Annotated in this window: 18 protein-coding genes; 9 read left to right on the top strand and 9 right to left on the bottom strand. The window is 40.4% G+C overall.

The window, feature by feature from the left end; genetic code table 11:
* Nucleotides 1-73: 73 nt before the first annotated feature.
* From HMPREF9969_RS08900 to HMPREF9969_RS13290, 5 genes are all read right to left on the bottom strand, one after another.
* On the bottom strand, nt 74-412 hold the full coding sequence (locus tag HMPREF9969_RS08900) for a hypothetical protein (RefSeq protein WP_009435547.1): 339 nt from the start codon (nt 410-412) through the stop codon (nt 74-76).
* 240 nt (nt 413-652) lie between these two features.
* Entirely contained in the window at nt 653-2,491 is a 1,839-nt protein-coding gene (locus HMPREF9969_RS08895; RefSeq protein WP_009435527.1) for a lamin tail domain-containing protein, read from the bottom strand.
* A 13-nt stretch (nt 2,492-2,504) separates the two neighbouring features.
* The gene (locus tag HMPREF9969_RS12885; protein WP_156787971.1) at nt 2,505-2,699 is read right to left on the bottom strand and encodes a hypothetical protein; all 195 of its coding nucleotides are present in this window, start codon (nt 2,697-2,699) and stop codon (nt 2,505-2,507) included.
* Nucleotides 2,700-2,914: 215 nt separating this feature from the next.
* Nucleotides 2,915-5,170: a polyribonucleotide nucleotidyltransferase gene (pnp, locus tag HMPREF9969_RS08890; protein WP_036895583.1), complete on the bottom strand. Its 2,256-nt coding sequence runs from the start codon at nt 5,168-5,170 to the stop codon at nt 2,915-2,917.
* A 138-nt stretch (nt 5,171-5,308) separates the two neighbouring features.
* Complete coding sequence (locus tag HMPREF9969_RS13290; RefSeq protein ID WP_255346220.1) at nt 5,309-5,443, bottom strand: hypothetical protein; 135 nt, start codon at nt 5,441-5,443, stop codon at nt 5,309-5,311.
* Nucleotides 5,444-5,924: 481 nt separating this feature from the next.
* Here HMPREF9969_RS13290 and HMPREF9969_RS08885 point away from each other — a divergent pair, with 481 nt between their 5' ends.
* Entirely contained in the window at nt 5,925-7,079 is a 1,155-nt protein-coding gene (locus tag HMPREF9969_RS08885) for a TlpA disulfide reductase family protein (RefSeq protein ID WP_009435438.1), read from the top strand.
* 952 nt (nt 7,080-8,031) lie between these two features.
* Here HMPREF9969_RS08885 and HMPREF9969_RS08880 read toward each other — a convergent pair.
* The gene (locus HMPREF9969_RS08880; RefSeq protein ID WP_009435538.1) at nt 8,032-8,856 is read right to left on the bottom strand and encodes an alpha/beta hydrolase; all 825 of its coding nucleotides are present in this window, start codon (nt 8,854-8,856) and stop codon (nt 8,032-8,034) included.
* Between the two features lie 303 nt (nt 8,857-9,159).
* Here HMPREF9969_RS08880 and HMPREF9969_RS08875 point away from each other — a divergent pair, with 303 nt between their 5' ends.
* The 6 genes from HMPREF9969_RS08875 to HMPREF9969_RS08850 all read left to right on the top strand — a co-directional run bounded on the left by HMPREF9969_RS08875 (nt 9,160) and on the right by HMPREF9969_RS08850 (nt 15,983).
* A complete protein-coding gene (locus tag HMPREF9969_RS08875; RefSeq protein WP_009435448.1) occupies nt 9,160-9,696 on the top strand; it encodes an NUDIX domain-containing protein in 537 nt (178 codons plus the stop codon).
* Nucleotides 9,697-9,775: 79 nt separating this feature from the next.
* Entirely contained in the window at nt 9,776-12,112 is a 2,337-nt protein-coding gene (gene topA / locus HMPREF9969_RS08870) for a type I DNA topoisomerase (RefSeq protein ID WP_009435473.1), read from the top strand.
* 91 nt (nt 12,113-12,203) lie between these two features.
* Complete coding sequence (locus HMPREF9969_RS08865; protein WP_009435541.1) at nt 12,204-12,782, top strand: shikimate kinase; 579 nt, start codon at nt 12,204-12,206, stop codon at nt 12,780-12,782.
* A 57-nt stretch (nt 12,783-12,839) separates the two neighbouring features.
* The gene (gene speA, locus HMPREF9969_RS08860; protein WP_009435484.1) at nt 12,840-14,732 is read left to right on the top strand and encodes a biosynthetic arginine decarboxylase; all 1,893 of its coding nucleotides are present in this window, start codon (nt 12,840-12,842) and stop codon (nt 14,730-14,732) included.
* A gap of 269 nt (nt 14,733-15,001) precedes the next feature.
* The gene (locus HMPREF9969_RS08855) at nt 15,002-15,514 is read left to right on the top strand and encodes an RNA polymerase sigma factor (protein ID WP_009435466.1); all 513 of its coding nucleotides are present in this window, start codon (nt 15,002-15,004) and stop codon (nt 15,512-15,514) included.
* Nucleotides 15,504-15,983, top strand: coding sequence for a hypothetical protein (locus tag HMPREF9969_RS08850; protein WP_009435544.1), 480 nt, complete (start codon nt 15,504-15,506; stop codon nt 15,981-15,983). The genes HMPREF9969_RS08855 and HMPREF9969_RS08850 overlap by 11 nt, the downstream gene beginning before the upstream one ends.
* 158 nt (nt 15,984-16,141) lie before the next feature.
* Here HMPREF9969_RS08850 and HMPREF9969_RS08845 read toward each other — a convergent pair whose 3' ends face one another.
* The 3 genes from HMPREF9969_RS08845 to HMPREF9969_RS08835 form a co-directional block, all read right to left on the bottom strand.
* Nucleotides 16,142-17,371: an anaerobic sulfatase-maturation protein gene (locus HMPREF9969_RS08845; protein WP_009435412.1), complete on the bottom strand. Its 1,230-nt coding sequence runs from the start codon at nt 17,369-17,371 to the stop codon at nt 16,142-16,144.
* Between the two features lie 52 nt (nt 17,372-17,423).
* Complete coding sequence (locus tag HMPREF9969_RS08840) at nt 17,424-18,968, bottom strand: arylsulfatase (protein ID WP_009435514.1); 1,545 nt, start codon at nt 18,966-18,968, stop codon at nt 17,424-17,426.
* Nucleotides 18,969-19,067: 99 nt separating this feature from the next.
* Complete coding sequence (locus tag HMPREF9969_RS08835; RefSeq protein ID WP_009435402.1) at nt 19,068-19,457, bottom strand: hypothetical protein; 390 nt, start codon at nt 19,455-19,457, stop codon at nt 19,068-19,070.
* A gap of 468 nt (nt 19,458-19,925) precedes the next feature.
* Here HMPREF9969_RS08835 and HMPREF9969_RS08830 point away from each other — a divergent pair, with 468 nt between their 5' ends.
* Nucleotides 19,926-22,619 (top strand): 4-alpha-glucanotransferase, encoded by a 2,694-nt coding sequence (locus HMPREF9969_RS08830; protein WP_009435496.1) that lies wholly within the window; start codon nt 19,926-19,928, stop codon nt 22,617-22,619.
* Between the two features lie 96 nt (nt 22,620-22,715).
* Entirely contained in the window at nt 22,716-24,629 is a 1,914-nt protein-coding gene (gene pulA / locus HMPREF9969_RS08825; protein ID WP_009435423.1) for a type I pullulanase, read from the top strand.
* Nucleotides 24,630-24,748: the final 119 nt, after the last annotated feature.

Here is a 24,748-nt window from a genome sequence, read left to right as displayed (position 1 = left end):
GGGCTTAATAAAGGATAATAAGTTGATAATCAGGAAGACTAATAACAGTGATTATCATTTATGAACGTCCCCTTTAAAAACGTACAGGGGGAGCTCTAAGGCTGGTGACTTCTACTTCTGGGCGTACATAAGAGATGTGCGTAAAAAGGAAGAGGAAGCCCAATAAGATAAGGGTTGCTGTTGCAAGCAAGACATCCGCACCTTTTACAAAGTTGAAAAAGGCAAAGTGACAGATGGAACAAGAGTCAGGATTGTGGTTTTGACCTTGTTGTCCTGTTGCGTGATGACCGTTAGCAAGCTCAGTTTCAACCTGACATACATGCACAGACTTTACTACCATTGGTAACATGAAGAGTGCCAACAGCAGCCATGCAATAAGCATCTGTCTTGTACTTTGGTTTTGCTTAGCCATCTAACAGCCTTTGAATTTTCTGAGCAAAGGTATTTGTTATTTTGTTACAAAGCAAGTAATGGGTTTCTCTTTTTGTTATTATTAACAATAAGAAGTATGTGGAAAACCATTATTCAATGACAAAAGAGCTCATGTTAATGCCTTTTGTCATTGAATAATACTCCTATCGAACTTATATAATTAATGCTAAGCTAGATGTCATTTATTCTCTATTAATCAAATATCTTCTATTTGCTTTGCTTATGGAAGATGAATGATATTGGTGTAATAAGACATATCACGGTAGCGTTCTGGTCTATTCCCAATTCCACCATCTTTATAATCCACGAATGGTATGAACCTACTATCATAATCATTAAAGGTTCCAAGGAAGTTTAATCCGCTTGTTTCTATCGGCATATAATACCATCCCTTTGGATTAAATCCATTATAAGGAGCATTAAAAGGTGTCTCCTTTGAACGAACAAAATCCCTCTCTCCTAAATAATAATTATAATAGAAACCATTGCTGCCATTCGACAAATAGCTCACTTCAACACCAAAATTGTCTACTATATTATTGTTAGGGTCTTTCAAGTCGATGTTCCAACCGTCTTTACAAATATACTTTGAATAGTGTACACCACCTGTAACAGCCGATGGAGTAGACACTCCTGACCCTGTATTGATTACCTGATAAGCCTTATTCTTAGCTACAACTTCTGCATAGCCTGTACCCGCAGCTAAGCAAATAGACTTTCCCGCAGGTATCGATGTTGTTGAGTTTCCTGGCATACCAACACTACTGCTTCCTCGGCTCAATGCTTTGAGGTCAGTCAGGTTAGCGACATATAATGCTTTAAAAGGTTCCACATTCCATGGGTTTGGACTCACAAGATAATAGCCTTTCAACGATACTGTCTCTCTTGAAGCATTTGTTATCTCAATCCAACTGTTTTCTCCATTTTGTGCAGAAGAATGGTAATACTCTGTTATCATCAATGCTCCACGTGTCTCTTTCAGACTTGCATTAATACTAAAGTTATACGTATCACCATCTTTGAAGTCTACAATATCTTTCGCTTCACGGTAGAATCGATTACGCATAGACAAGAAATCAATCTGTGGAGCTACTGCGCCTGTCTTGCTATCAGCCTCACTGCGGAGGATAACTCTTGTTTTTGTCGTACTGGTGACACCTGGTGTAGCCTTTACCCAGATATAGAAAGGCTTGGTATACTTGGTTGTTCCTGCTCCATCAGCCTCACCACCGATAGCGAAATTATTGACTCTAATCGTATCACACTCGTCCAAAACCTTTCCTTGTCGCTTATCTACATTAATTCTGTATGGACCTGGTTTCCATACAGGAGAAGCTTGTGAGAGGTCAAATGTACCATCCATGTGGAGCACGTCAGACTTTAAGGCGACGGAATAAACGTTGCTCTTGTAATACATATCCGATTTTGCTCTAACGCCAATCCAGCTTCCTAACATTAAAAACTGAACTTTAGCGTGCTTTGTAGTAGGGTCTACTTTCGTCAACTTCGAATAGAGCGGGATGTTATAATCGTATGAACTCGCATCTATAACCTTTGGTCCAAAAACCCTCATGACGCCATTATAGCCTATACCTATTGTCCATGCACCATTTTCTACACCGTCTTCCTTACCCGTAGCCGATGCCACTTGTAGTTTAGACAAGTCAAAATCAGATGGTACGGAGAACGTAAAGTAACCCTTATTGGCTGAGATAATCTGCAAACCCTTGGCTACCTTTCTACTTATTTGGCGTGTTCCATCAGTGATATAGACAAATAAAGGAATCGTACTTCCAACCCTCCAGTTATAAGTCAATGACCCTTGCTTGTCGTAAGTAATAGGTGTACGGGTCGCAGCAGACTGTTCAGCATCCCATACATTTGTCATCTGTTTTGCGTTCACCATATCCTCTACATTCTTGTCTAATGTAACATCAATGGTGAAAGTAATTTCTTCTTTTGCTTTCTGTTGCTCAGGTGAATTGATATCTTCCTGCGAGCAGGCAACAAGTCCAAGTGTTATTGTCGCATAAATAAATGCTTTTACAATGTAATTCATTATTTCAGTTATTTCAAGATAAGATTGATGTATGTTTAGCTGGAACACTGAGAGTAGCTGGTTCGTCCATCTCATACTCCTCGTCTTCATCATCCACACTATGTCCTTCGGAACCTTTAGGGAGATCACCAGAGCCTGTCTCTAAGACAGAATGGTCCATTATGATTGGGATAACAACCATAGTGGGGGAAAGATAGCCTTTTTTCATTTTAGTGTTAATAGCGTTGTTTAAATTAAATGTAAGATCATTCTATCTCACAAAAGTGGTTAGATAGATGTGGTTTATATAATTTAGATGATGTGGTTTATATAGTCAGGTAGAATTGAAATTGTATCTACGTGGCCTTGTAGATATTGAAATATAATCCCCCAGCAAGCTATAGTCGACTTCTGGGGGATTATAGTATTATTTCAAACGAACGATTAGTCGTTATTCTCTACATCGTTATTCTCACGACGTGGACGACGCTCTTCATGACGATGCTCACCATCACGACGTGGACGACGCTCACCTCTTGGGCGACGTTGAGGCTCTACATAACCCTCTGGCTTCTCGAGTAATACACGACGAGAAAGCTTGTACTTACCAGTCTTAGGATCGATGTCGAGCAACTTAACCTTAATCTTGTCGCCCTCCTTGATACCAGCCTCTTCAACAGTCTCAAGACGCTTCCAGTCGATTTCAGAGATGTGAAGCAAGCCGTCCTTACCTGGTAGAATCTCTACGAAGCAACCGTATGGCATGATAGAACGTACAGTTCCTTCATATACCTCGCCAATCTCTGGAACTGCAACGATTGCCTTTATCTTACCAAGAGCAGCATCAATAGAATCCTTGTTAGGCGCAGACACCTGTACTTTACCTACTCCCTCTGTCTCTTCGATAGTGATAGTAGCACCTGTTTCTTCCTGTATCTGCTGGATAATCTTACCACCAGGACCAATCACAGCACCAATGAACTCCTTTGGAATCTCCAATTGGATAATACGTGGAACCTGTGGTTTCATTTCCTGACGTGGCTCTGCGATAGTCTCTGTCAATAGGTTAAGAATATGCTCACGACCAGCCTTAGCCTGCATCAAAGCCTTCTCCAAGATTTCGAATGATAGACCATCACACTTGATATCCATCTGTGTTGCTGTCAAACCATCCTTAGTACCTGTAGTCTTAAAGTCCATATCTCCTAAGTGATCCTCATCACCAAGAATATCACTCAATACGGCATATTTGTCCTCACCTGGGTTCTTGATAAGGCCCATAGCAATACCAGATACAGGCTTCTTCATTGGAACACCTGCATCCATCAATGCCAATGTTCCTGCACATACGGTAGCCATTGATGAAGAACCATTAGACTCAAGAATCTGGCTAACTAAGCGTACTGTATATGGGAAGTCTGCTGGAATCTGACCCTTCAAAGCGCGCCATGCCAAGTGACCATGACCAATCTCACGACGACCAACACCACGTTGCGCCTTAGCTTCGCCTGTACAGAATGGAGGGAAGTTATAGTGTAAGAGGAAGCGTTGATAGCTCTTATCTAACACGTTGTCAACCATCTTCTCGTCCATCTTGGTGCCGAGTGTACAAGTTGATAAAGACATCGTTTCACCACGTTGGAAGATAGCGCTTCCGTGTGGCATTGGTAGAGTATCTACCTCGCACCATATTGGTCGAATCTCATCCGTTGCACGTCCATCCATACGCTTGCCAGTGTCAAGTACACTGCGACGCATAGAGTCACGTTGAACATCAGCAAAGTATCTTTCTATTTCTGCGTGTTTTTCTTCGAGGTCGTCTTCACTTAAGTCAGTGTGTGCTGCATCGTATGCTTCAATGAAATCAGACTTGATTTTCTCGTAGGTTTCTTCACGATGTTTCTTATCGTTGTCACCACTTTGAGCCTCAGCATAGCAAGCATCGTATGTCTCTTTGCGTACCTGTTCGCGTAAGTCTTCATCATTGATTTCGTCGTCATACTCACGTTTTACGTCAGTACCACATGCCTTAGAAAGCTCTTCCTGCATCTCACACATAGGTTTGATAGCCTCATGTGCTGCCTTCAAAGCGCCAATAAGATCCTGTTCAGAAACCTCATCCATCTCACCCTCAACCATCATGATGTTGTCCTTAGTAGCACCCACCATGAGATCCATGTCTGCATGTTTCATCTGCTCGAAGGTCGGGTTGATGACATACTCACCATTAACACGTGCAACGCGAACCTCTGATGTAGGATAATCAATAGGGATGTCAGAAGCTGCTAAAGCTGCTGATGCTGCAAATCCTGCGAGAGCGTCTGGCTGATCAATGCCATCGGCTGATAACAGCATTACCTGTACATATACTTCGCAGTGATAATCTGATGGGAATAGTGGGCGAAGTACGCGATCCACAAGGCGTGAAGTAAGGATTTCATCGTCATTTGCTTTGCCTTCGCGTTTGGTGAAACCACCTGGATAACGTCCTGCTGCAGCATATTGCTCGCGATAATCAACTTGCAAAGGCATAAAGTCTGTACCCGGAACTGCCTCTTTAGCTGCACAAACAGTGGCAAGAAGTACTGTGTTGCCCATGCGGAGTACTGCGGCTCCATCTGCCTGCTTTGCAACCTTTCCGGTTTCAATTGAGATGGTTCTTCCATCTGGCAATTGAACTGTTTTCGTAATTACGTTCATCTAAAATTAAAAATACTTATTGTTTTGACCAACATCTAGGGAACAAAAAGTGATATGTACGTAAGGTTTGATACCTTCTAACGTCCCTTTTCACGCATCCCTTCAAAATTAATCCGTGCAAATTTACCTATTATATATTTAACGGACAAATAATTGGCTATTTATTTTCGACTGATAATCAATGATTTTAAAATTGTTTTCTCTTGTTGTTCTAACTTGTTGTCTAGGGAAAACCAGTGGTCTTCTATGTTCTTCATCATCAGCTTTCTCCATTATAGATGTAAGTCTTTAAAACGTGGTATAGAGCAAGATAGTCCTTTATGGGTATGTAACCTATGTTGCAAAAGTAACTATTGAATGTTTCTGAAAAGGCTTTTTCTAAATTAAAAATAGACTAAAAATATTTATTATAAAATTAAAATCTGATAATTATTAAATTAAAAGTAGATCTAAAGTAATGTACTCTTTATCTTAGAAGGTAATACTATAGCAAATAAAATCGCCTTATGAGCTGAAAAGAGAATATCTCTTTCTAAACTTATTTGGTGGTTGCGTAAATTGACGTAAAGTTTCTTGTGAGGTAGAAATGAGGCGTAGGAAAGAAAAATGGAATAGTCAGAAGATTAGGGAGAGAATACTTTGTTTTTTATATATCACTTTGATAATATTTGATACTAATTGCTTTGCTGTTTTATCAATTTACGTTACCTTTGCACGAAACTTTAAAAGTTAAAAACGTAATATCTATTAATTAATGAAGCATACTATCAAAAGAATATTCGTTGCAGGAATAATAGCAGTGGGGGTAATTGTGCTGGCTAGTTGTGCTGGAGAACAATTTCATGTTAATGGCTCAATTGCTAATGCAAAAGATTCTGTGCTCTATTTTGAGCATAATGGTCTAGAGGGTTTCTCTACAATAGATTCTGTAAAACTCGATGAAAAGGGCAATTTTTCGTTCTCTTCAGATAAGGTTGATCATCCAGAGTTCTTTCGTTTGCGTATTGCCGGACAGATTATTAATATTGCTATAGACTCTACTGAAACGGTAAATGTGCAAGCTACTTATCCGCAGATGGCAACAGATTATTCTGTAAAAGGTTCTTATGAGAATGAGAAGATAAAAGAGTTAGCGTTGAAGCAAGTTGACTTGCAAGCTCAGTGTCAAACTATTTATGCCGAGCGTCCTGATATAGCTGACTCTTTAGTGAATGTTCTTGTTAGTGGTTATAAGCAAGATGTGTCACGTAATTACATCTTCAAAGAACCAATGCGTGCTTATAGTTACTTTGCTTTATTCCAATACATTGTAGTGGGGAATGAAGCTCGTTTAATCTTTGATCCTACTAAGGATGCCAAGGATAACAAGGTGTTTGGAGCTGTTGCAACGAGTTGGGACACTTATTATCCTGGTTCGGATCGTACACAGAACCTGCATAATATCACCATCAAAGGGATGAAAGATGAGAGAATAGTGCAAGCACAAACTAAGCCTGTGGAGGTAGATGCGAAGGAGATGGGAGTTATAGATTTACCTTTGCGTGATAATCGTGGTGTAGAACATCATCTTACTGATTTAAAAGGAAAGGTTGTCTTGCTCGATTTCCATGTTTTCTCTGCAGAAGGATCAACTGAGTACATCATGAAAATGCGTGAACTTTATAACAAGTATCATGATCGTGGATTGGAGATATACATGGTTTCTCTCGATAATAACGCTCATTTCTGGAAAGAACAAGTAGCCAGTCTTCCTTGGATAAACGTTTATGATGATTCGGGTATCAGTCGTGCATATACTGCTCCTGCGCAGACTATGCCAATCATCTATCTTATTGATCGTGGTAATAACGTTGTAAAAAATCCATCACAGATACAGAATTTGAGTGAAGAAATAGAGAAACTATTATAAAAAAGATAGTAATCTTAGTGGGGATGTACAAACTTGTGCATCCCCACTAGTTTTTTGTAAGATAAATAAAGAACAATGATGAGAATAAAAAATCTCATTTTTGTCGTTGATGTCATTGCTGTCACAACTTAAACTTTGTATCTCGTTGGGAGTATGTTAGAAGCGAGTAATGTAAAAGTGACAGCAAAGTTAAAAACATACTTGTATTGTTAGAGACTAAAATCACAAATCACACCAATCACAATCACATTTAGGTTTTTTCATGTTTTCGCATAATTTAAATAGACATTATATATTATTATTTATTAATAAGGTATTATATTATATGGGATTCCATTTTGCATATTGAAACTACCTTTTTGTGATTTGTGATTTGTGATTTTGTGATTTTGTGATTGTTAGAGATGTAATATTGAACTTTTCTTCTTTTGATCATTTATTTTTGCTCTCTGGACTTTATTCCGTTAGGTCAGTGGTTAACTTGTTAAGTCGATATAGTCAGAAGGTTACATTTACCTTTATCTTCTTGTAATACAGTGCCTTACATCGGTATTTGCAATACTTGTTAGTCTTGTACCCCGAAAACCCATTGTTTTCTATCTAAAACTGCTTATCTTTGCAGCAGGAAAAGAAAAAGCAGGCTCACCCTCTACCCGTTGACCTCTGATTTTAACCTTATTGTCTTTTGCTAAATGGAGAACTGCGCCAAGTGTATAAAGTTCCTAGTTCAATAGTCAATGGTCAAAGTTCAAAAAGATTAGTGTTAGTCGATTCAAAGGTTAGTGTTAGTAGGCTCAAAGCTTAGTGTTAATAGATTAATAGTTCGATGTTCAAAAATAAATGCGGAATTGCCTCTGTAAAGGCAACCCCGCAAGAATTATAAGCTAATTAAGTTTTTCCAGATAACAATATGTTGTTAACTATTGTCTCTATGGATAACGTTGGTAAGAGTTTAGAAACTCTTCAACCATGCCTTGAGATCCATCATCATTTCTTCGTGATAACGGAAACCAATCTTACTACCCCAACCATGACCACCACCAGGGTAAACATGGAGTGAAGCACGAACATCATTGCGATAAAGTTCTGTGTAGTAGTTGACACCATTTGCAGGTGGAACAGTATCATCATCGTCACTAAGAGCGATGAATGCGCGAGGAGTAACACGACTAACGTTCATATCTGCACTGTATTTCTTCTCGTCACGTTTACTTGGACGTTTACCTAAGAAGTTGATACGACTACCTTCATGCCCATAGCCTTCTACCATTGAAATGACAGGGTAGAACAGAATCTGGAAATTTGGCTTTGCCTCACCTTGACTACATGTTGCAATAGTTGCTGCAAGATGTCCACCAGCAGAAAATCCCATGATACCAATGTCATTGCGATTAATCTTCCAACTGGTAGCATTCATACGTACCAACTTCATTGCTTGTTCGGCATCAGAAATAGGTACATTGGGTTCACCATGTGGTAAACGATACTTTAGAACGATAGCAGCTATACCTTGATTCTGGAAGAACTCCCCCCAATCATAGCCTTCTTTGTCCATAGAAAGAGAGGTGTATCCGCCACCAGGACAAATGACAACAGCACGCCCAGTGGCTTCTTTTTCCATTGGAAGGTATACGCGAACCTTTGCAGTATCCTGTGAGTCGCCGTTGTCATAGGGTGGACGACCATTATAGAGTTTAACATCAAAAGCCCTCTGAGCTGACATTGACATTGCAATAGCAGCTAATCCAGCTACAAGAAAAAGTTTTCTTAATTTCATTCTAATATAATGTTTATTTGATTCTTATCCGCTAAGATGTAATAATCAAAATTTTATTAATGCTGGAGGTAATGCCTCCTTGGTTACAAGCAGATTTGTAGCCTATTGGCGCAAAGTTAACAAAAATATAGGATTAAACTAGTGGAAGTTTAGAGTTTTTAGTATATTTGCAAATTGAAGAAGTAAAAGGCATTGAGTCTAAAGGTATTTTAATGATTGTGAGTTTTATGTTAACAACTGTTCTTTTGGTATTGGATATATCAGTTTTCTCTCAATCAATAATTCATCTCCAATAATCATTTTATGCACGTATTAGAGAAGTTTCAGTATTGCCCTGTATGCGGAAGTAAGCATTTTGTTGAACAGAATGAAAAGAGTAAACGTTGTGAGAGTTGCGGCTTTGAATATTTTCTTAATCCTAGTTCTGCTGTAGCAGCCTTTATTTTGAATGATAAAGGAGAGTTGCTAGTAACACGAAGGAAGTTTGATCCTGGACGTGGCACGTTGGATCTTCCAGGTGGTTTCTGTGATATTGGTGAAACGATAGGAGAGGCTTTAGCACGTGAAGTAATGGAGGAAACGAACCTCGTCATTAAGGAGAAGTGTTATTTCTGTTCGCTTCCCAATAAGTATCGTTATAGTGGCTTTGACATTCCAACACTTGATGCTTTCTTTGTTTGTAAGGTCGAAAATGAGGAAAAGTTGTGTCCTGCAGATGATGTAGAAAGTGCTATATGGACCCCTTTGAATGAAGTTCATACAGAACAATTTGGGTTGCGTTCCATCCGACAAGCTCTTCGTGATTTTCTTCAAAGGCATGACGAATACTTAAAAAAGTAGAAAAATTATCTATTATATAAGGTGTAAGCAAAAAGTTTAAGTACTTTTGCGTCCTTGAAAAAATGTACAATTAGTAATCATGCAAGAGAATCTGGTAATAGTAGAGAGTCCTGCAAAGGCTAAAACAATAGAAAAGTTTCTTGGTAAAGACTATAAAGTGATGTCTTCATATGGCCATATTCGTGACCTTAAGAAGAAAGAACTAAGCATTGACGTCGATACGTTGAATCCTGATTATGAAATCCCAGAAGAGAAGAAGAAGGTTGTCAGCGAATTGAAGAAGAATGCTAAAGCGGCTAAGAAGATTTGGTTGGCTTCCGATGAAGATCGTGAGGGAGAAGCTATTAGTTGGCACTTGTGTGAAGTGTTGGGGCTTGACGAAGAGAATACGAGTCGTATAGTCTTTCACGAGATTACCAAACCTGCTATACTCAAGGCTATTGAGTCTCCACGTCATTTAGATATGAATTTGGTAAATGCACAGCAGGCTCGCCGTGTGTTAGATCGTCTAGTGGGTTTCCGTCTTTCACCAGTTTTATGGCGAAAAGTAAAGCCTGCTTTGAGTGCTGGTCGTGTGCAAAGTGTTGCCGTTCGTCTGATTGTTGAGCGTGAACGAGAGATTCAAAATTTTCAACCAGAGCCTTATTATCGTCTGAATGCTATCTTTGCTGTTACTAGTGAAGATGGCTCAAAGAACGAGATAAAGACAGAACTGAATAAAAGATTTAAGACGCATGAAGAGGCTTTAGCATTCTTGGAATTGTGCAAACAATCAAAGTTTACGGTTTCATCGATTACGAAGAAACCATTAAAACGTATACCAGCTCCACCTTTTACTACATCAACTTTACAACAGGAGGCTGCTCGTAAACTTGGATTTACGGTTAGTCAAACAATGATGATAGCCCAGAGATTGTACGAAGCAGGACGTATCACTTACATGAGAACAGATAGTGTTAACTTGTCGGCTTTAGCCATTAATACAAGTAAGGCGGAGATAGAACGCTTATACGGCACAGAATATAGTAAAGTAAGAATGTATCAGACGCATAGTAAGGGCGCTCAAGAAGCGCATGAAGCTATTCGCCCTACTTATATGGAGAATGTTTCTATTGAAGGAACTAGTCAAGAAAAACGTCTTTATGATCTTATTTGGAAACGAACTATTGCATCTCAGATGGCTGATGCTCAGATAGAGAAAACGACAGTTAATATAGCATTGAGTTCAGAAGATGGTTCTTCTCAAACTGATTTGCAGTTTGTTGCAAATGGTGAAGTTGTTGCTTTTGAGGGGTTCTTGAAAGTTTATTTTGAGTCAACTGATGATGAAGAGGGGAATGAGGAATTGTCACATGCTTTACCTGTGATACATGAAGGTGAGGTGTTGGAGCGTCGTGAAATAGTCTCAACAGAGCGTTATTCACAAGGTCCAAATCGTTATACAGAAGCTAGTCTGGTTCGCAAATTGGAAGAACTGGGTATTGGGCGTCCTTCAACTTATGCTCCAACAATTTCAACTATTCAACAACGTGAATATGTTCAGAAAGGTGATCGTAAAGGTGAAGAGCGCAAATATGCTGTTGATTCCTTGCTTGGATTGAAAATAACATCAAAGAGCAAGAAGGAAATGGCTGGTGCTGACAAGGGAAAGTTGATACCAACTGATGTTGGTATAGTTGTTAACGACTTTCTAATGGAGAACTTCCCAGACATCATGGACTATAACTTCACAGCTAAAGTTGAGCAAGAATTTGATAAGATAGCAGCAGGTGAAGTGGAGTGGAATAAAGAGATGAAACTCTTTTATGAGAACTTTGAACCAGAAGTTGAGAAGGTTATGAATGCTCGCTCTGAACATAAAGCTGGTGAAAGAGAATTAGGAATAGATCCGAAAAGTGGTAAACCTGTATTTGTTAAAATAGGTCGTTTTGGTCCCGTTGTGCAGATAGGTAGTGCGGATGATGAGGATAAACCACGTTTTTCTCAACTCCCTACAGGAAAAAGTATGGAGACCATTACACTAGAAGAAGCGCTAGAATTGTTCAAATTACCACGTACATTGGGGCAGTTTGAAGGCTCAGATGTTGTTATTGGAGCAGGTCGCTTTGGTCCTTATGTACTCCATGATAAAAAATACACATCAATACCCAAGGGGGAAGATCCATTAACAATAACACTTGATGCTGCTATCAATCTTATTCAGAAAAAGCGTCTACAAGAAGCACAGCGTCACTTGAAGACTTTTGAAGAAGATGCTAAGATGGAGGTGATGAATGGGCGTTATGGTCCATACGTTGCTTATGATGGTAAGAATTATCGTATGCCGAAAGCTCTTTATGATAAGGCTTCTGAATTGACTTACGAACAATGTTTGGATATTGTTAAGAATGCTCCAGAGCCAAAGAGAAAAAAGTAAGATAGCTGATCTCTCCTTTATAATATAATGTTGATCACACTTTTTCTTACGACATAGAAAGTGTGTAATGATATATGAAAATTTCGTGAGTATGTCAGATAACAAGGCTGGAAACATACCGCTTCGCATCATTCTTATCGGTTATATGGGGTCTGGAAAGACTACTATTGGCCGAGCCTTATCGAAAGAGTTGAACATTCCTTTCTATGATTTAGATTGGTATATAGAGAGTAGGATGCGAAAATCTATAAAGCAGATTTTCGATGAAAAAGGTGAAGAAGGATTCCGAAAGATAGAAAAAGCAATGCTTCATGAGGTGGCAGAGTTTGAGAATGTTATTCTAGCTTGTGGAGGTGGTACACCTTGTTTCTTTGATAATATGGATTATATGAATACTCAGGGAGAGACCATATATCTGAAAGCTAGTCCTGAAGTGTTATATGGTCATTTGCAGATGGGAAAGTCTGTTCGCCCTCTGTTATTAAATAAGAAATCTGAGGAGGTACGCCAGTTTGTTTGTAGACAATTGCAAGAACGTGAACCATTCTACACCAAGGCAAAGCATACATTAGATGTTAGTTTGATGGACAACTATGAGAAGATTCAAATATCTGTAGGTGGTGTCTGTCAGTTGTTAGCGTTAGATATAACGTTAAACGGTAAGTTGTGAAGATTCATAATTTCTATTTATAGTTTGAAAAAGATATACAAGGGTTAGGAAACGACAATGAAAAAGTGGACGATAGAAGATTCTACAGAACTGTACAACACGTCGGGGTGGGGTACTTCTTATTTCGGTATTAATAATAAAGGTGATGTTTATGTAACACCATGTAAAGATAATACTCAAATTGATTTACGTGATGTTATGGATGAACTAGCCCTACGCGATGTTACACCTCCAGTGTTACTTCGTTTCCCTGACATTCTTGATAATCGAATTGAAAAGACTTCGTCTTGTTTTGAAAAAGCAAAAAAAGAGTATGACTTCAAAGCTGAGAACTTCATAATCTATCCTATTAAGGTGAATCAAATGCAGCCTGTCGTTGAAGAAATCATCTCTCATGGGCGTAAGTTTAACTTAGGCTTGGAAGCAGGATCAAAGCCAGAATTACATGCTGTAATTGCTGTTCAATGCCAGAGTGATTCCCTTATTATCTGTAATGGATATAAGGATCAGAGTTATATTGAGCTTGCTCTATTGGCGCAAAAGATGGGTAAACGTATCTTCATTGTCGTTGAAAAGCTCAACGAAATAGATCTTATCGCACGTGCAGCAAAGAAACTTAACGTTAAACCTAACCTTGGTATTCGTATAAAATTAGCATCTAGTGGCTCTGGAAAATGGGCTGAAAGTGGTGGCGATGCATCGAAATTCGGTCTTACTTCTTCTGAACTTCTTCAGGCTTTAGAGACGCTTGATGCAAAAGGGCTGCATGATAGTTTGCGTCTAATTCACTTCCATATAGGTTCGCAAATAACAAAGATTCGTCGTATTCAGACGGCTCTAAATGAAGCAGCACAGTATTATGTGAACCTGAGGAAGATGGGGTATAACGTAGACTTTGTTGATTGTGGTGGTGGACTTGGAGTCGATTATGATGGTACACGTTCATCCAGTAGTGAGAGTTCTGTGAATTATAGTATTCAAGAATACGTCAACGATTGCGTTTATACGTTTGTAGATGCAGCTAACAAGAGTGATATTCCACATCCAAATATCATTACGGAAAGTGGTAGAAGTTTGTCTGCACACCATTCGGTTCTTGTTATTGATGTTCTTGAAACTGCATCTTTACCTGAGATGTCTGAAGAATTTGAAGCAAAAGAGACCGATCACCAGCTAGTAAAAGACCTTTATGATATATGGGATAATCTTGATGCTCGTAATATGTTAGAGGATTGGCATGATGCAGAGCAGATTCGTGAAGAAGCCTTAGAATTATTCTCTCATGGTTTGGTTGACCTTCGTACTCGTGCGGAGATAGAAGCAATGTATTGGAGTGTATGCCATGAAATCAATAACTTAGCAAAGAACATGAAGCATGTTCCTGATGAGTTACGTAACATGGATAAACTTCTTGCAGATAAGTATTTCTGTAACTTCTCCCTTTTCCAGTCTCTTCCAGATAGTTGGGCTATAGACCAATTATTCCCAGTGATGCCTATTCAACGTCTCAATGAGCGTCCAAGCCGTAATGCGACATTGCAAGATATAACCTGTGATAGTGATGGGAAAATATCAAACTTTGTTGCTATGGGGCGTAGTAGTCATGTACTACCAGTTCATCCGTTAAAGTCAAATGAGCCTTATTATCTTGGTGTATTCCTTGTCGGGGCTTATCAAGAGATTCTTGGTGATATGCATAATCTTTTTGGCGATACCAATGCCGTACATATTTCAGTGAAGGATGGGGGGTATCATATCGATCAGATCTTTGATGGTGAGACTGTCGAAGAAGTTCTGGAATATGTTCAGTACAATCCGAAGAAGCTTGTTCGCCAATTGGAAATATGGGTAACAAAGAGTGTTAAACAAGGTAAGATCTCTTTAGAAGAAGGTAAGGAATTCCTTAGCAATTATCGTAGTGGACTTTATGGTTACACATACTTGGAATAGATTATGATTTCCTAGAGGAGGTAGAGCATACTTGGCGAATTAAAGAGTAATGCGATTTTATACAATCTAAATACTTAGTTAAAAACCAAAGTATGCTCTGCAATCTTTGATTTATTAATATAATATACTCTTGATTATTGAGATTGTGTTGTCGTAAACAATAAGGTGATAATCATAAATGATGTGTTATTAAAGGTTAAATAGATACTCTTTCGTTCTATTCTCTGTAACTTTTAGTCATATATAATCGTCATTTAAATAGTGAGAAGATGAAAAATATCAGTTTTCGAGATGATATCTTGCCGTTGAAGAATCAACTCTTCCGGCTTGCACTTCGTATCACACTCAACAGGTTTGAGGCTGAAGATATAGTGCAAGATACGCTGATAAAGGTTTGGAATCGTCGCTCTGATTGGGAGGACATAGACTCTATTGAAGCTTTTAGCTTGACGATATGTCGTAATCTCTCACTCGATCGCATCAAGAAAAAAGAGAATGATAATAACTCTTTAGAAGATGTAAAAGGAGTAGAACCATTATCTTCATCTAATCCACAAGACCGAATGATTCAAGCTGACAGGGTGAATTTAATTAGACAGATAGTAGATTCACTTCCTGAGAAACAACGAAGCTGTATGCAGCTAAGAGACTTCGAAGGTAAATCTTATAAAGAGATAGCTGTCATATTGGATATTACTGAAGAGCAAGTGAAGGTTAATATCTTCCGAGCAAGACAGGCGGTCAAACAAAGATATTTGAAACTAGATAATTATGGATTATAAGTACATTGAACAGTTACTGGAGCGCTATTGGCGCTGTGAAACTTCTCTTCAAGAAGAGGAGATTCTACGTGCGTTCTTCTCTCAAGAGGACATTCCAGCAGCTTTACTACCTTATCGCGACCTTTTTACATATAGTAAGAACGAGAAGGAAGAGAGCGTACTGGGCAGTGACTTTGATCAAAGGGTATTGGGGATCATAGAGAAGGATGAGCCTGTGAAGGCACGTATCATCACGATGCGTCATCGTCTTATGCCACTCTTTAAGGCTGCTGCTATAGTAGCAATTATCCTCACGTTGGGGAACGCAATGCAAGTTGCTTTCTCTGATGAAGACGCTTCACGTGCAGTATCAAGTACTGCTGCCGTAGACAAACCCCATGAAGGTCCTTCCGTTGCTAAGGCTGATTCTGTAAAGGTAGACACTTTGCAACATAAGATACAGACATCTGTGTCATCCATAACAAAGTAAGACAATTTCTATGCTTTCTCAATAAATAATCATTTAAAAGTAAAACAACTCGAGGCCGTGAGGTCTCAATATTCTCTCAAATTTTTCATAAATACTAACGTAGAAGAGCTGGTACTCGTTAAGAGTATCGGCTCTTCTGTTTCTTAATAAACGTATGTTTAGATTGCTCCTAACTGGTCAGCAACTTTCATGACATTGGCTGGTGGACGTTGATTCAGTAGTTCGTTCTTCATGTAGTCCATATATGGAGCAATGTGTTGGAAGAACTTCTTATACCCTTTACAGAGGTAGTTAAGACCAGGATTACCATACTTATCCTTTATAAATCGGTTCTTTGGACACTCTCCATGACAGGCAAATTCCCATTCACACTCACGACATTGAAGTGGGAGCGAGGCATGCTTGAGTTTGCTAAACTGCCGTTGTTTCTCCCCATAAAGCATATCAATCAATGTCTTATCTTTTACATTACCAAGTTTGTATTCAGGGAACACAAAGTGGTCACAAGAGTATACATCTCCATTGAACTCCATTACTCCAGCATGTCCACACTCCTTTGCATACACACAGATACCAGGTGTTTGTCCCACCCAGTTAGCCAATATGCAATCGAATATCTCCACGTAGGTTTGCCCCACATCATTGCGTACCCATTCATCAAAGATTGCACACAAGAAGTCTCCCCACTGCTCTGGTGTAACCGAGAAGTCCGCTATTGGCAACTCTTCCTTATCGGTTAATGTAGCTAGATGTCGCCCATCCTTATGTTGTATGATGCGCTCAACAATAGGCGAAATCTGTATGAACTGGCATCCAATCTCCTTGAAGAAGTGATAGAAGTCAAGCGGGTAATCAGCATTGAAATCGTTTACTACCGCCATAGCATTCCATTCCACGTGGTGTTTCTGGAGCTGTTTAATCCCCTTCATAACCTTTGACCATGATGGACCATTGCGTGCTGTGCGTCGGTATTCATCGTGAAATTCCTGTGGACCATCAATAGATACACCAACAAGCCAGTTGTTCTCACGTAGGAACTCACACCATTCATCAGTCAATAACGTACCATTTGTTTGTATAGTATTGCTTATTCTGCGCCCGTTAGCATACTTCCGTTGCAGTTCAACTGCCTTTTTGAAGAAGGATAGTGGGCGCATCATCGTCTCTCCCCCATGCCATGTAAAGAGAACCTCATTCATGGTTTGGGCATTGATATATTCCTTTGTGAATCGTTCTAATAGCTCTTCTGTCAGTATGCGAGTTGGTGTGTTCTTATAGAGATTTGCCTTTTCAAGATAATAGCAATACTCACATCTGAGGTTGCAGGAAGCCCCGACGGGCTTTAGCATGATATATAAAGGGTGCGAAAATGGCGCTATTGTGTTCATGTCTATGTGTCTTTTCTTATCTTACTTATCCTTATCTACATTTGCTTAATTGTCATCTTTTATCCAATGAAGGCATTGTAACAGGGAAAAGTTCACTATTCGTATGCTCTTTCTGAGCAATTTCTATCATCTTCTGTACGATATCTGGATGCTCATTTGCTATGTCATGATCCTCATGAAGGTCGTTTGCTAGATTGTAAAGATGTGGTATTCCATGAATAGTTATCAGTTTCCAATCCCCCATTCGAACAGCTGTTTGGTCCGTTTCAGCGAACTCCCAATAAAGATAAGGGTGCTTCTTTTGTCCGATTCCATCGTTTATGAGCGTAGGAAGAATTGATATTCCATCGAAGTAATCGATAGTCTTTTTCTTATTACGATAGCTTCGTACATAATCCTTTACACCTGCCATTTCTGCAAAAGTAGGCATGAGGTCATAGAAAGCAAAGGGCAAATTACTCTCTACACCAGCCTTAATATGTCCATTCCAGCGAGCTATGAAAGGTATTCTGATGCCTCCTTCGTAACATTGTCGTTTAATACCTCTTAGCTTTCCATCGCGGTTGAAGAACGAAGGATCAGCCCCACCTTCCTCATGAGGACCATTGTCACTGGTAAAGATAACGAGTGTGTTGTCTGCAAGACCTTTCTCATCCAATAGCTTGAGAATCTCTCCTACGTATGAATCAAGGCGTGTTATCATTGCAGCAAACTGTGCGTGCGTGTGAACAACAGCGTTATATCGTGAGCCTTCTTGCCCTCCCCAGGTCTTATCAGTGAAGAACTGCTTCTTATAAAACGCCACTAATGAGTCGTCCGGTTGCGTAAGTTCAGCATGAGGAAGCGTATAAGTGAATACTCCAAAGAATGGTTTATTCTTCGTTTGAGCCTTCAGCCAGTCCATGGCATGCTGGTGGATGAGGTCAGCCGAGTATTGCGTGCGTTTAAAGTATTCGTCTCCAAACATCGGATGATTGATGTTTTCTGTCAAGATAACACGTTTCACCGCCGTATCTCCTCGTTCTTTATAGTATTCGTTGAGGAAGTTTGGATAATAGAGATGGGCTTGAAATTGGCATATATAGCCATAGAAATCATCCACCCCTCGCTTATCAGGTGTTGAAACAGAGCCTTCGTAACCTCCTGCCCACTTACCGAACATTCCCGTTCGATAGCCATTATCCTTCATTATCTCTGGTAATATAATGTGATTGGGGTCGTAAGGATGCTGCCCAACAACGCTGAAGTCTTTGTTTTCCCCATAGTAAACAGGCTTGCTATTCTGCCAATATTCCTTGTTACCACGCACCTCCGTATGTCCCGAGTGCTGCCCAGTCATTAGGCAAGCACGCGATGGTGCACTCACAGGAGCACCTGCATAAGCCTGCGTGAAACGCATTCCTTCCTTTGCCATTCGGTCTATGTTAGGCGTAAGGATATACTTTTGACCATAGCAACCGAGGTCGCCATAGCCCATATCGTCACACATTATATATATAATGTTAGGCTTCTGTTGCTTCTTAGGAGTTGTGGCATTGCCTTGCACACAACTGAAAGCTGTGATGGGCAAAAGCGTTTTTACAATTTTAGAAATCATATTAATAGGTTTTTAGGTTTGGTTTCTTGCATAGAAACCCTATTGCTGGTTCTTTATTACTCGTCGTTTCTTCTTGTTTGAATGTACAACTTTTCAATCCTACCAAACCTCATCTCCATCACTAAACGACAGTGGGAAGCGACGGATAGTATCGGGTTGGATGATCGTAAGAGTTGTATTTCCTTTCTGCTTCACAATCCTGTTTCCAGCCCTTAGGTCTTTATCGGTTATTGCCCAGAACTTCGTTATTTCATGTACACGTGTGCGTCCGTCTCGGTCGACACCTTCTACTTGGTATTCCCGAGCAGACTTAAAGGACACCACTTTGAAGTCGAAGGTTTGCTCCTTAAGATACGCTATGTACTCTGAACGAGTGTCCCTTAAGCAATCGTAGAAGAATGCATAACCAACCAAAACATAGAGCATTACTTTTATAATTTCAGCCTTGTAAAGGTCTAAATAAGCAATATAATAGCTCAGATTGTGCATAGGCTATGATGGATCCATTGGTTATGTGCAAAGATACAAATATTTTTCTTTAATTGTGACAAGCTGTTGTTATAAATTAAAAGAGGCTCTTTTAAGGAGGAAGAGAGCCTCTCTTTGTATCAAGGAAAGGCTCTCTTCATGGCAAGGAAAGGCTCTCTTTAAATGGAGAAGAATATTTACTTTCTTGCACCTCCTTGTTTGTAACTAAAGAAGTGAACCTTCTTTATCTCTCACAATCATCCCTTCTTTTGTGCTGTTCTTTGTTTTTTGGAGTGCTTCTCTCACCCTCTTTGTATTTCAAAAAAGCTCTTGTAAATACTTAATAATGAGAGATTAAGCAAGTGAGGACCTATAAGTCAGGGTCGAAAGTGCAAACGATTACGCATAAATTGATATAAATCATGCAAAGAGCTATTGCTTATTCACATTATTATTATTAACTTTGACGAAAAATAACTACCCAACTCTATGAACATACAGTTTAACATAAACTATCAAACCTACTATGGTCAAGAACTTGTCTTGAGCATAATTACAGGGAGACACAACGGGGTGAATGAGACCTCACAGTACAGGATGCACACCTTAGATGGCTATCACTGGAGCGTAGAAGTACGTAAGGACGTGAAGCCAGGGACGCAGATTGATTACTTCTATAGTGTTCTTCGTGGCGATAACGAGGAGCGAAAGGAATGGAGCGTCATGTGTCATCGATTGAACTTTGATGCTGAACGCGGTTTAAACTATTGTGTTTATGACCACTGGAGTGATATTCCAGAGGATTCATACCTATACTCTTCTGCTATTGCTGATTGTGTTGTCGGTAAGAAACAAGAGAAGGTTAAACTCAACAACTTCAACAAATCGATTACACTCAAGGTGCGTGCGCCACAGTTGAGGGCTGAAGATCAACTCTATCTCATTGGTGCTGAACCAGCATTAGGCGCTTGGAACGAAAAGAAAGCACTGAAGATGACACAGCACAACATCAATGAGTGGATGGTAACTATTGATGGTGCAAAGTTGGCAAGCAGCCGTTTAGAAGTGAAGTTCTTCATTAAGAACAAAGCAGATAACGATGCTATCGTATGGGAATACAGCGATAATCGTATCGTAGAACTGCCTGCAATGGATGAAGGTGACGTCATGGTCTATGAGTTGGATGAGGCTTTTTTCCCACTTCCAGCCGTTCGCATAGCCGGAACATTAGTCCCTGTATTCTCTCTTCGTTCGGAGTCTAGCTTCGGAATAGGCGACTTTGGCGACCTAAAGAAGATGGTTGATTGGGTGAGTCTGACGCAACAACGTGCGCTACAGATTCTTCCTATCAACGATACAACCATCACTCACACATGGACGGACTCCTATCCTTATAGCTGTATATCCATCTTTGCACTTCATCCGCAGTATGTTGACCTCAACGCCTTACCTGCTTTAAAGGATAAAGAGCAGCGTGATAAGTTTGAAGCCTTGCGTAAAGAACTTAACGCCTTACCGCAGATTGACTATGAAAGAGTCAATGATGCGAAGACAGAATATCTACGTTTACTATTCGAACAAGAGGGTCAGAAGGTGCTCACGAGTGATGCTTTTAAAGCCTTCTTCATCGAGACAGAGAGCTGGTTAGTGCCGTATGCTCAATATTGCTACATGCGTGATAAGAATGGAACAGCTGACTTCTCACGTTGGTCCGACCATAACCAATGGGATGAAGCAGAGCGTAAACAGCTATCGTCACCAAAGGAGAAAGCATACAAGGAGGTCGCTTTCTTCTATTACGTGCAATATATCCTCAGCAGTCAACTAAAGGCTGTCCATGAGTATGCACAAGCGCATAAAGTGGTCCTGAAAGGCGATATTCCTATCGGAGTAAACCGTTATGGATGTGACGTGTGGACGCAACCTCGATACTTCAACCTTAATGGTCAGGCAGGCGCACCACCTGATGATTTCTCTGTAAATGGGCAGAATTGGGGCTTTCCAACATACAACTGGGAGGAGATGATAAGCGATGGTTGCAAGTGGTGGATACGTCGTTTCCAGAATATGTCGAAGTATTTTGATGCCTACCGAATCGATCATGTCTTAGGCTTCTTCCGTATATGGGAGATTCCAATAAGTGCTGTTCATGGTCTGTTAGGACAGTTTGCTCCATCGTTAGGAATGAGTCGTGAGGAGATTGAGGGTTATGGTTTACACTGGCAAGAGGAGTTATTTACCGAGCCATTCATCACTGATTGGATACTAGATCGTGTATTTAGAGAGCATGCAGATGAGGTTCGTCAAAAGTATGTTGAGCATATTTGGGGTGACAGATACAAGATGCGTTCAGCCTTCGATACGCAACGCAAGGTGGAAAAGGCATTTGCTGGTAAGACCTCAGATACTGATGTTTGGATACGTGATGGTCTATATTCTCTGATTAGCGATGTGCTCTTTGTGCGTGATCATAAGGATCCTAACCGCTTCCATCCACGCATTAGTGTGCAGTTCGCATTCATCTATGAGAGTCTTTACGATAGTGATAAAGCAGTATTCAACAGGCTTTATAATGATTATTACTATCGTCGTAATAACCAGTTCTGGTATCAGGAAGCAATGAAGAAGTTGCCTAAGTTGGTGAATGCAACACGTATGTTGGTATGTGCCGAAGACTTAGGTATGGTGCCTGATTGCGTTGCTTGGGTAATGAACGAGCTTCGTATCCTTAGCTTGGAGATACAGAGTATGCCGAAAGACCCGCATGTTCGATTCGGACACTTGGGTCAGAACCCCTACAGAAGTGTAAGTACTATCTCCACACATGACATGGCTACACTTCGACAATGGTGGGATGAAGACTGGGCAAGGGCGCAGGATTACTTCAATAGTATGCTTCATCGTGGTGGTCCAGCACCTCACCCATTACCTGGATGGCTTGCTCGTGACATCGTTAGTCGCCATTTGACATCACCAAGTATGCTCTGCATCTTAGGCATTCAAGACTGGATGAGTATTGACGAAACGCTCCGATTGGCTGATCCTGACGCCGAACGCATTAACATCCCGGCTAATCCTAAGCACTACTGGCGCTATCGTATGCATGTAAGTATCGAAGAGTTAATGAAGAACAAGGACTTTAATGGACAAGTAATTGACTTGATTAACCAAGCTGGAAGATAATTCTATTAGGCGATTATGATGCTTTGACAAGCGGTTATAATCGCCTATTATCAATAAAACCATCTATAACTATTCATTAAGAAGACTAACATAATAATGAAGATAAAGTATTATTTGGCTGCTTCTATCGCTACCTTAATGCTCTCACAAGGTGCTGCTGCACAAGAGAAATTCGATGAGGTGTCTTACACACCATCGGCTACAACCTTCCGTCTTAATGCACCATCAAAACCTGTACTAAGGCTATATGATGAGGGACTTGGTGGTAAGGCTTATAAGAAGTTGAAGCTCACACAGAGTGGTGATAATACATGGTCTGTGGTCGTGAAAGGCGACTTAAAAGGGAAATTCTATACTTTTGATATTGGTAAGGGAGAAACTCCTGGTGTGTTCGCAAAGGCTGTTGGATGCAATGGTAGTCGTGGAGCTGTGGTGGACATGAGGGACACGAACCCTGTTGGATGGGACTCGGATAGACGCGTTCCGACGAAGAGTCCAGCCGACCTTATTATATATGAGCTACATCATCGGGACTTTTCTATAGATAAGTCATCTGGTTTTGTAAACAAAGGGAAGTACCTTGCTCTGACGGAGCAGAAGGCTATTGACTATCTAAAGAAGTTGGGGGTGAATGCTATTCACATTCTTCCTTCCTTCGACTTTGCCTCTATTGACGAGTCGAAACCAGATGTTCCTCAATACAACTGGGGCTATGATCCGTTGAATTATAACGTACCCGAAGGGAGTTACTCATACGATGCCAGTCTGCCAACTCGTCGTATCATGGAGTTCAAACAGATGGTACAAGCATTGCACAAAGCTGGTATTAGGGTGATTCTTGACGTTGTTTATAATCACACTTACGACCTTGCTAACAGCAACTTCGAGCGTACCTTCCCTAAAGCCTACTATCGTTATAAGGCTGACGGAACGCCTTCTGATGGTTCAGGTTGTGGTAACGAGACGGCAAGTGAGAAGTCGCTTATGCACGAGTTTATGCTCGAGTCAATGAAATACTGGGTCAAAGAGTATCACATTGACGGCTTCCGTGTAGACCTCATGGGCGTTCATGACATTCAAACTATGAATGATATCCGTCGTGAACTCAATGCTATTGACCCCGAGATATTCGTTTATGGCGAGGGATGGAGCGCTGGAACTTGTGCTTATCCGCATGATAAGCTGGCGATGAAGGCTGCTATTCCACAAATGCCAGGCATTGCAGCGTTCTCTGATGACATCCGCGATGCTTTGCGCGGACCATTCTCTGATGATCACCAAGCTGGCTTTTTGGGTGGTTTGAAAGGTTTGGAGGAGAGCATAAAGGCTGGTATTGCAGGTATGATTGCCCACCCACAGGTTGATTACAACAAGGTGAACTATTCGAAGAAGCCATATGCAATAGAGCCAACACAGATGATCTCTTACGTAAGTTGCCATGATGACTTGTGCTTAGTAGACCGATTAAAGGCTTCAATACCCGAAGTGGTATATGATAAGGATGCGTTAATTAGATTGGACGAATTGGCTCAAACGGCTGTATTCACATCTCAAGGCGTACCTTTCATGCTGTCTGGTGAGGAGATGTTACGCGATAAGAAAGGTGTTCACAATTCGTTTAATTCACCTGACAGTATCAATCACTTGGATTGGAACAACCTAACTGCTTACCCGCAAGTGTTCCAATATTACAGTCGTCTCATCCGTCTTCGTAAGAACCACCCAGCCTTCCGTTTAGGCAATGCAGACCTTGTCCGCAAGCATTTGGAGTTCCTTCCAGTACAGGACTGCTTGGTTGCTTTCCGTCTAAAAGACCATGCTGGTGGTGATAAGTGGAACAATATTTACGTCATACTCAATGCTAATTCAAGTCTAAGAACCGTCAATATCCCTAAAGGGAACTACACGATTGTATGTGCAAATGGCGATATCAGCGAAGCAGGATTGGGTCAGATGGAAGGCGGAGAGGTAATGGTTGATGCGCAATCGGCATTGATCTTACATGATTAAACGCATCTCCTCCCTTCCTTACAAGGGTAGGGTTGCTAGCAAGAAGAGGCTAGCATGAAGTACCAGAAGTATAACTTTTCAACAAGTCTCCCCATCCTTCCAATGGATTGGGGAGCTTT

It is taken from the genome of Prevotella sp. oral taxon 306 str. F0472 (genome assembly GCF_000257925.1).
Lineage (GTDB): Bacteria > Bacteroidota > Bacteroidia > Bacteroidales > Bacteroidaceae > Prevotella > Prevotella vespertina.
This window is presented reverse-complemented; position numbering and strand designations above follow the sequence as displayed.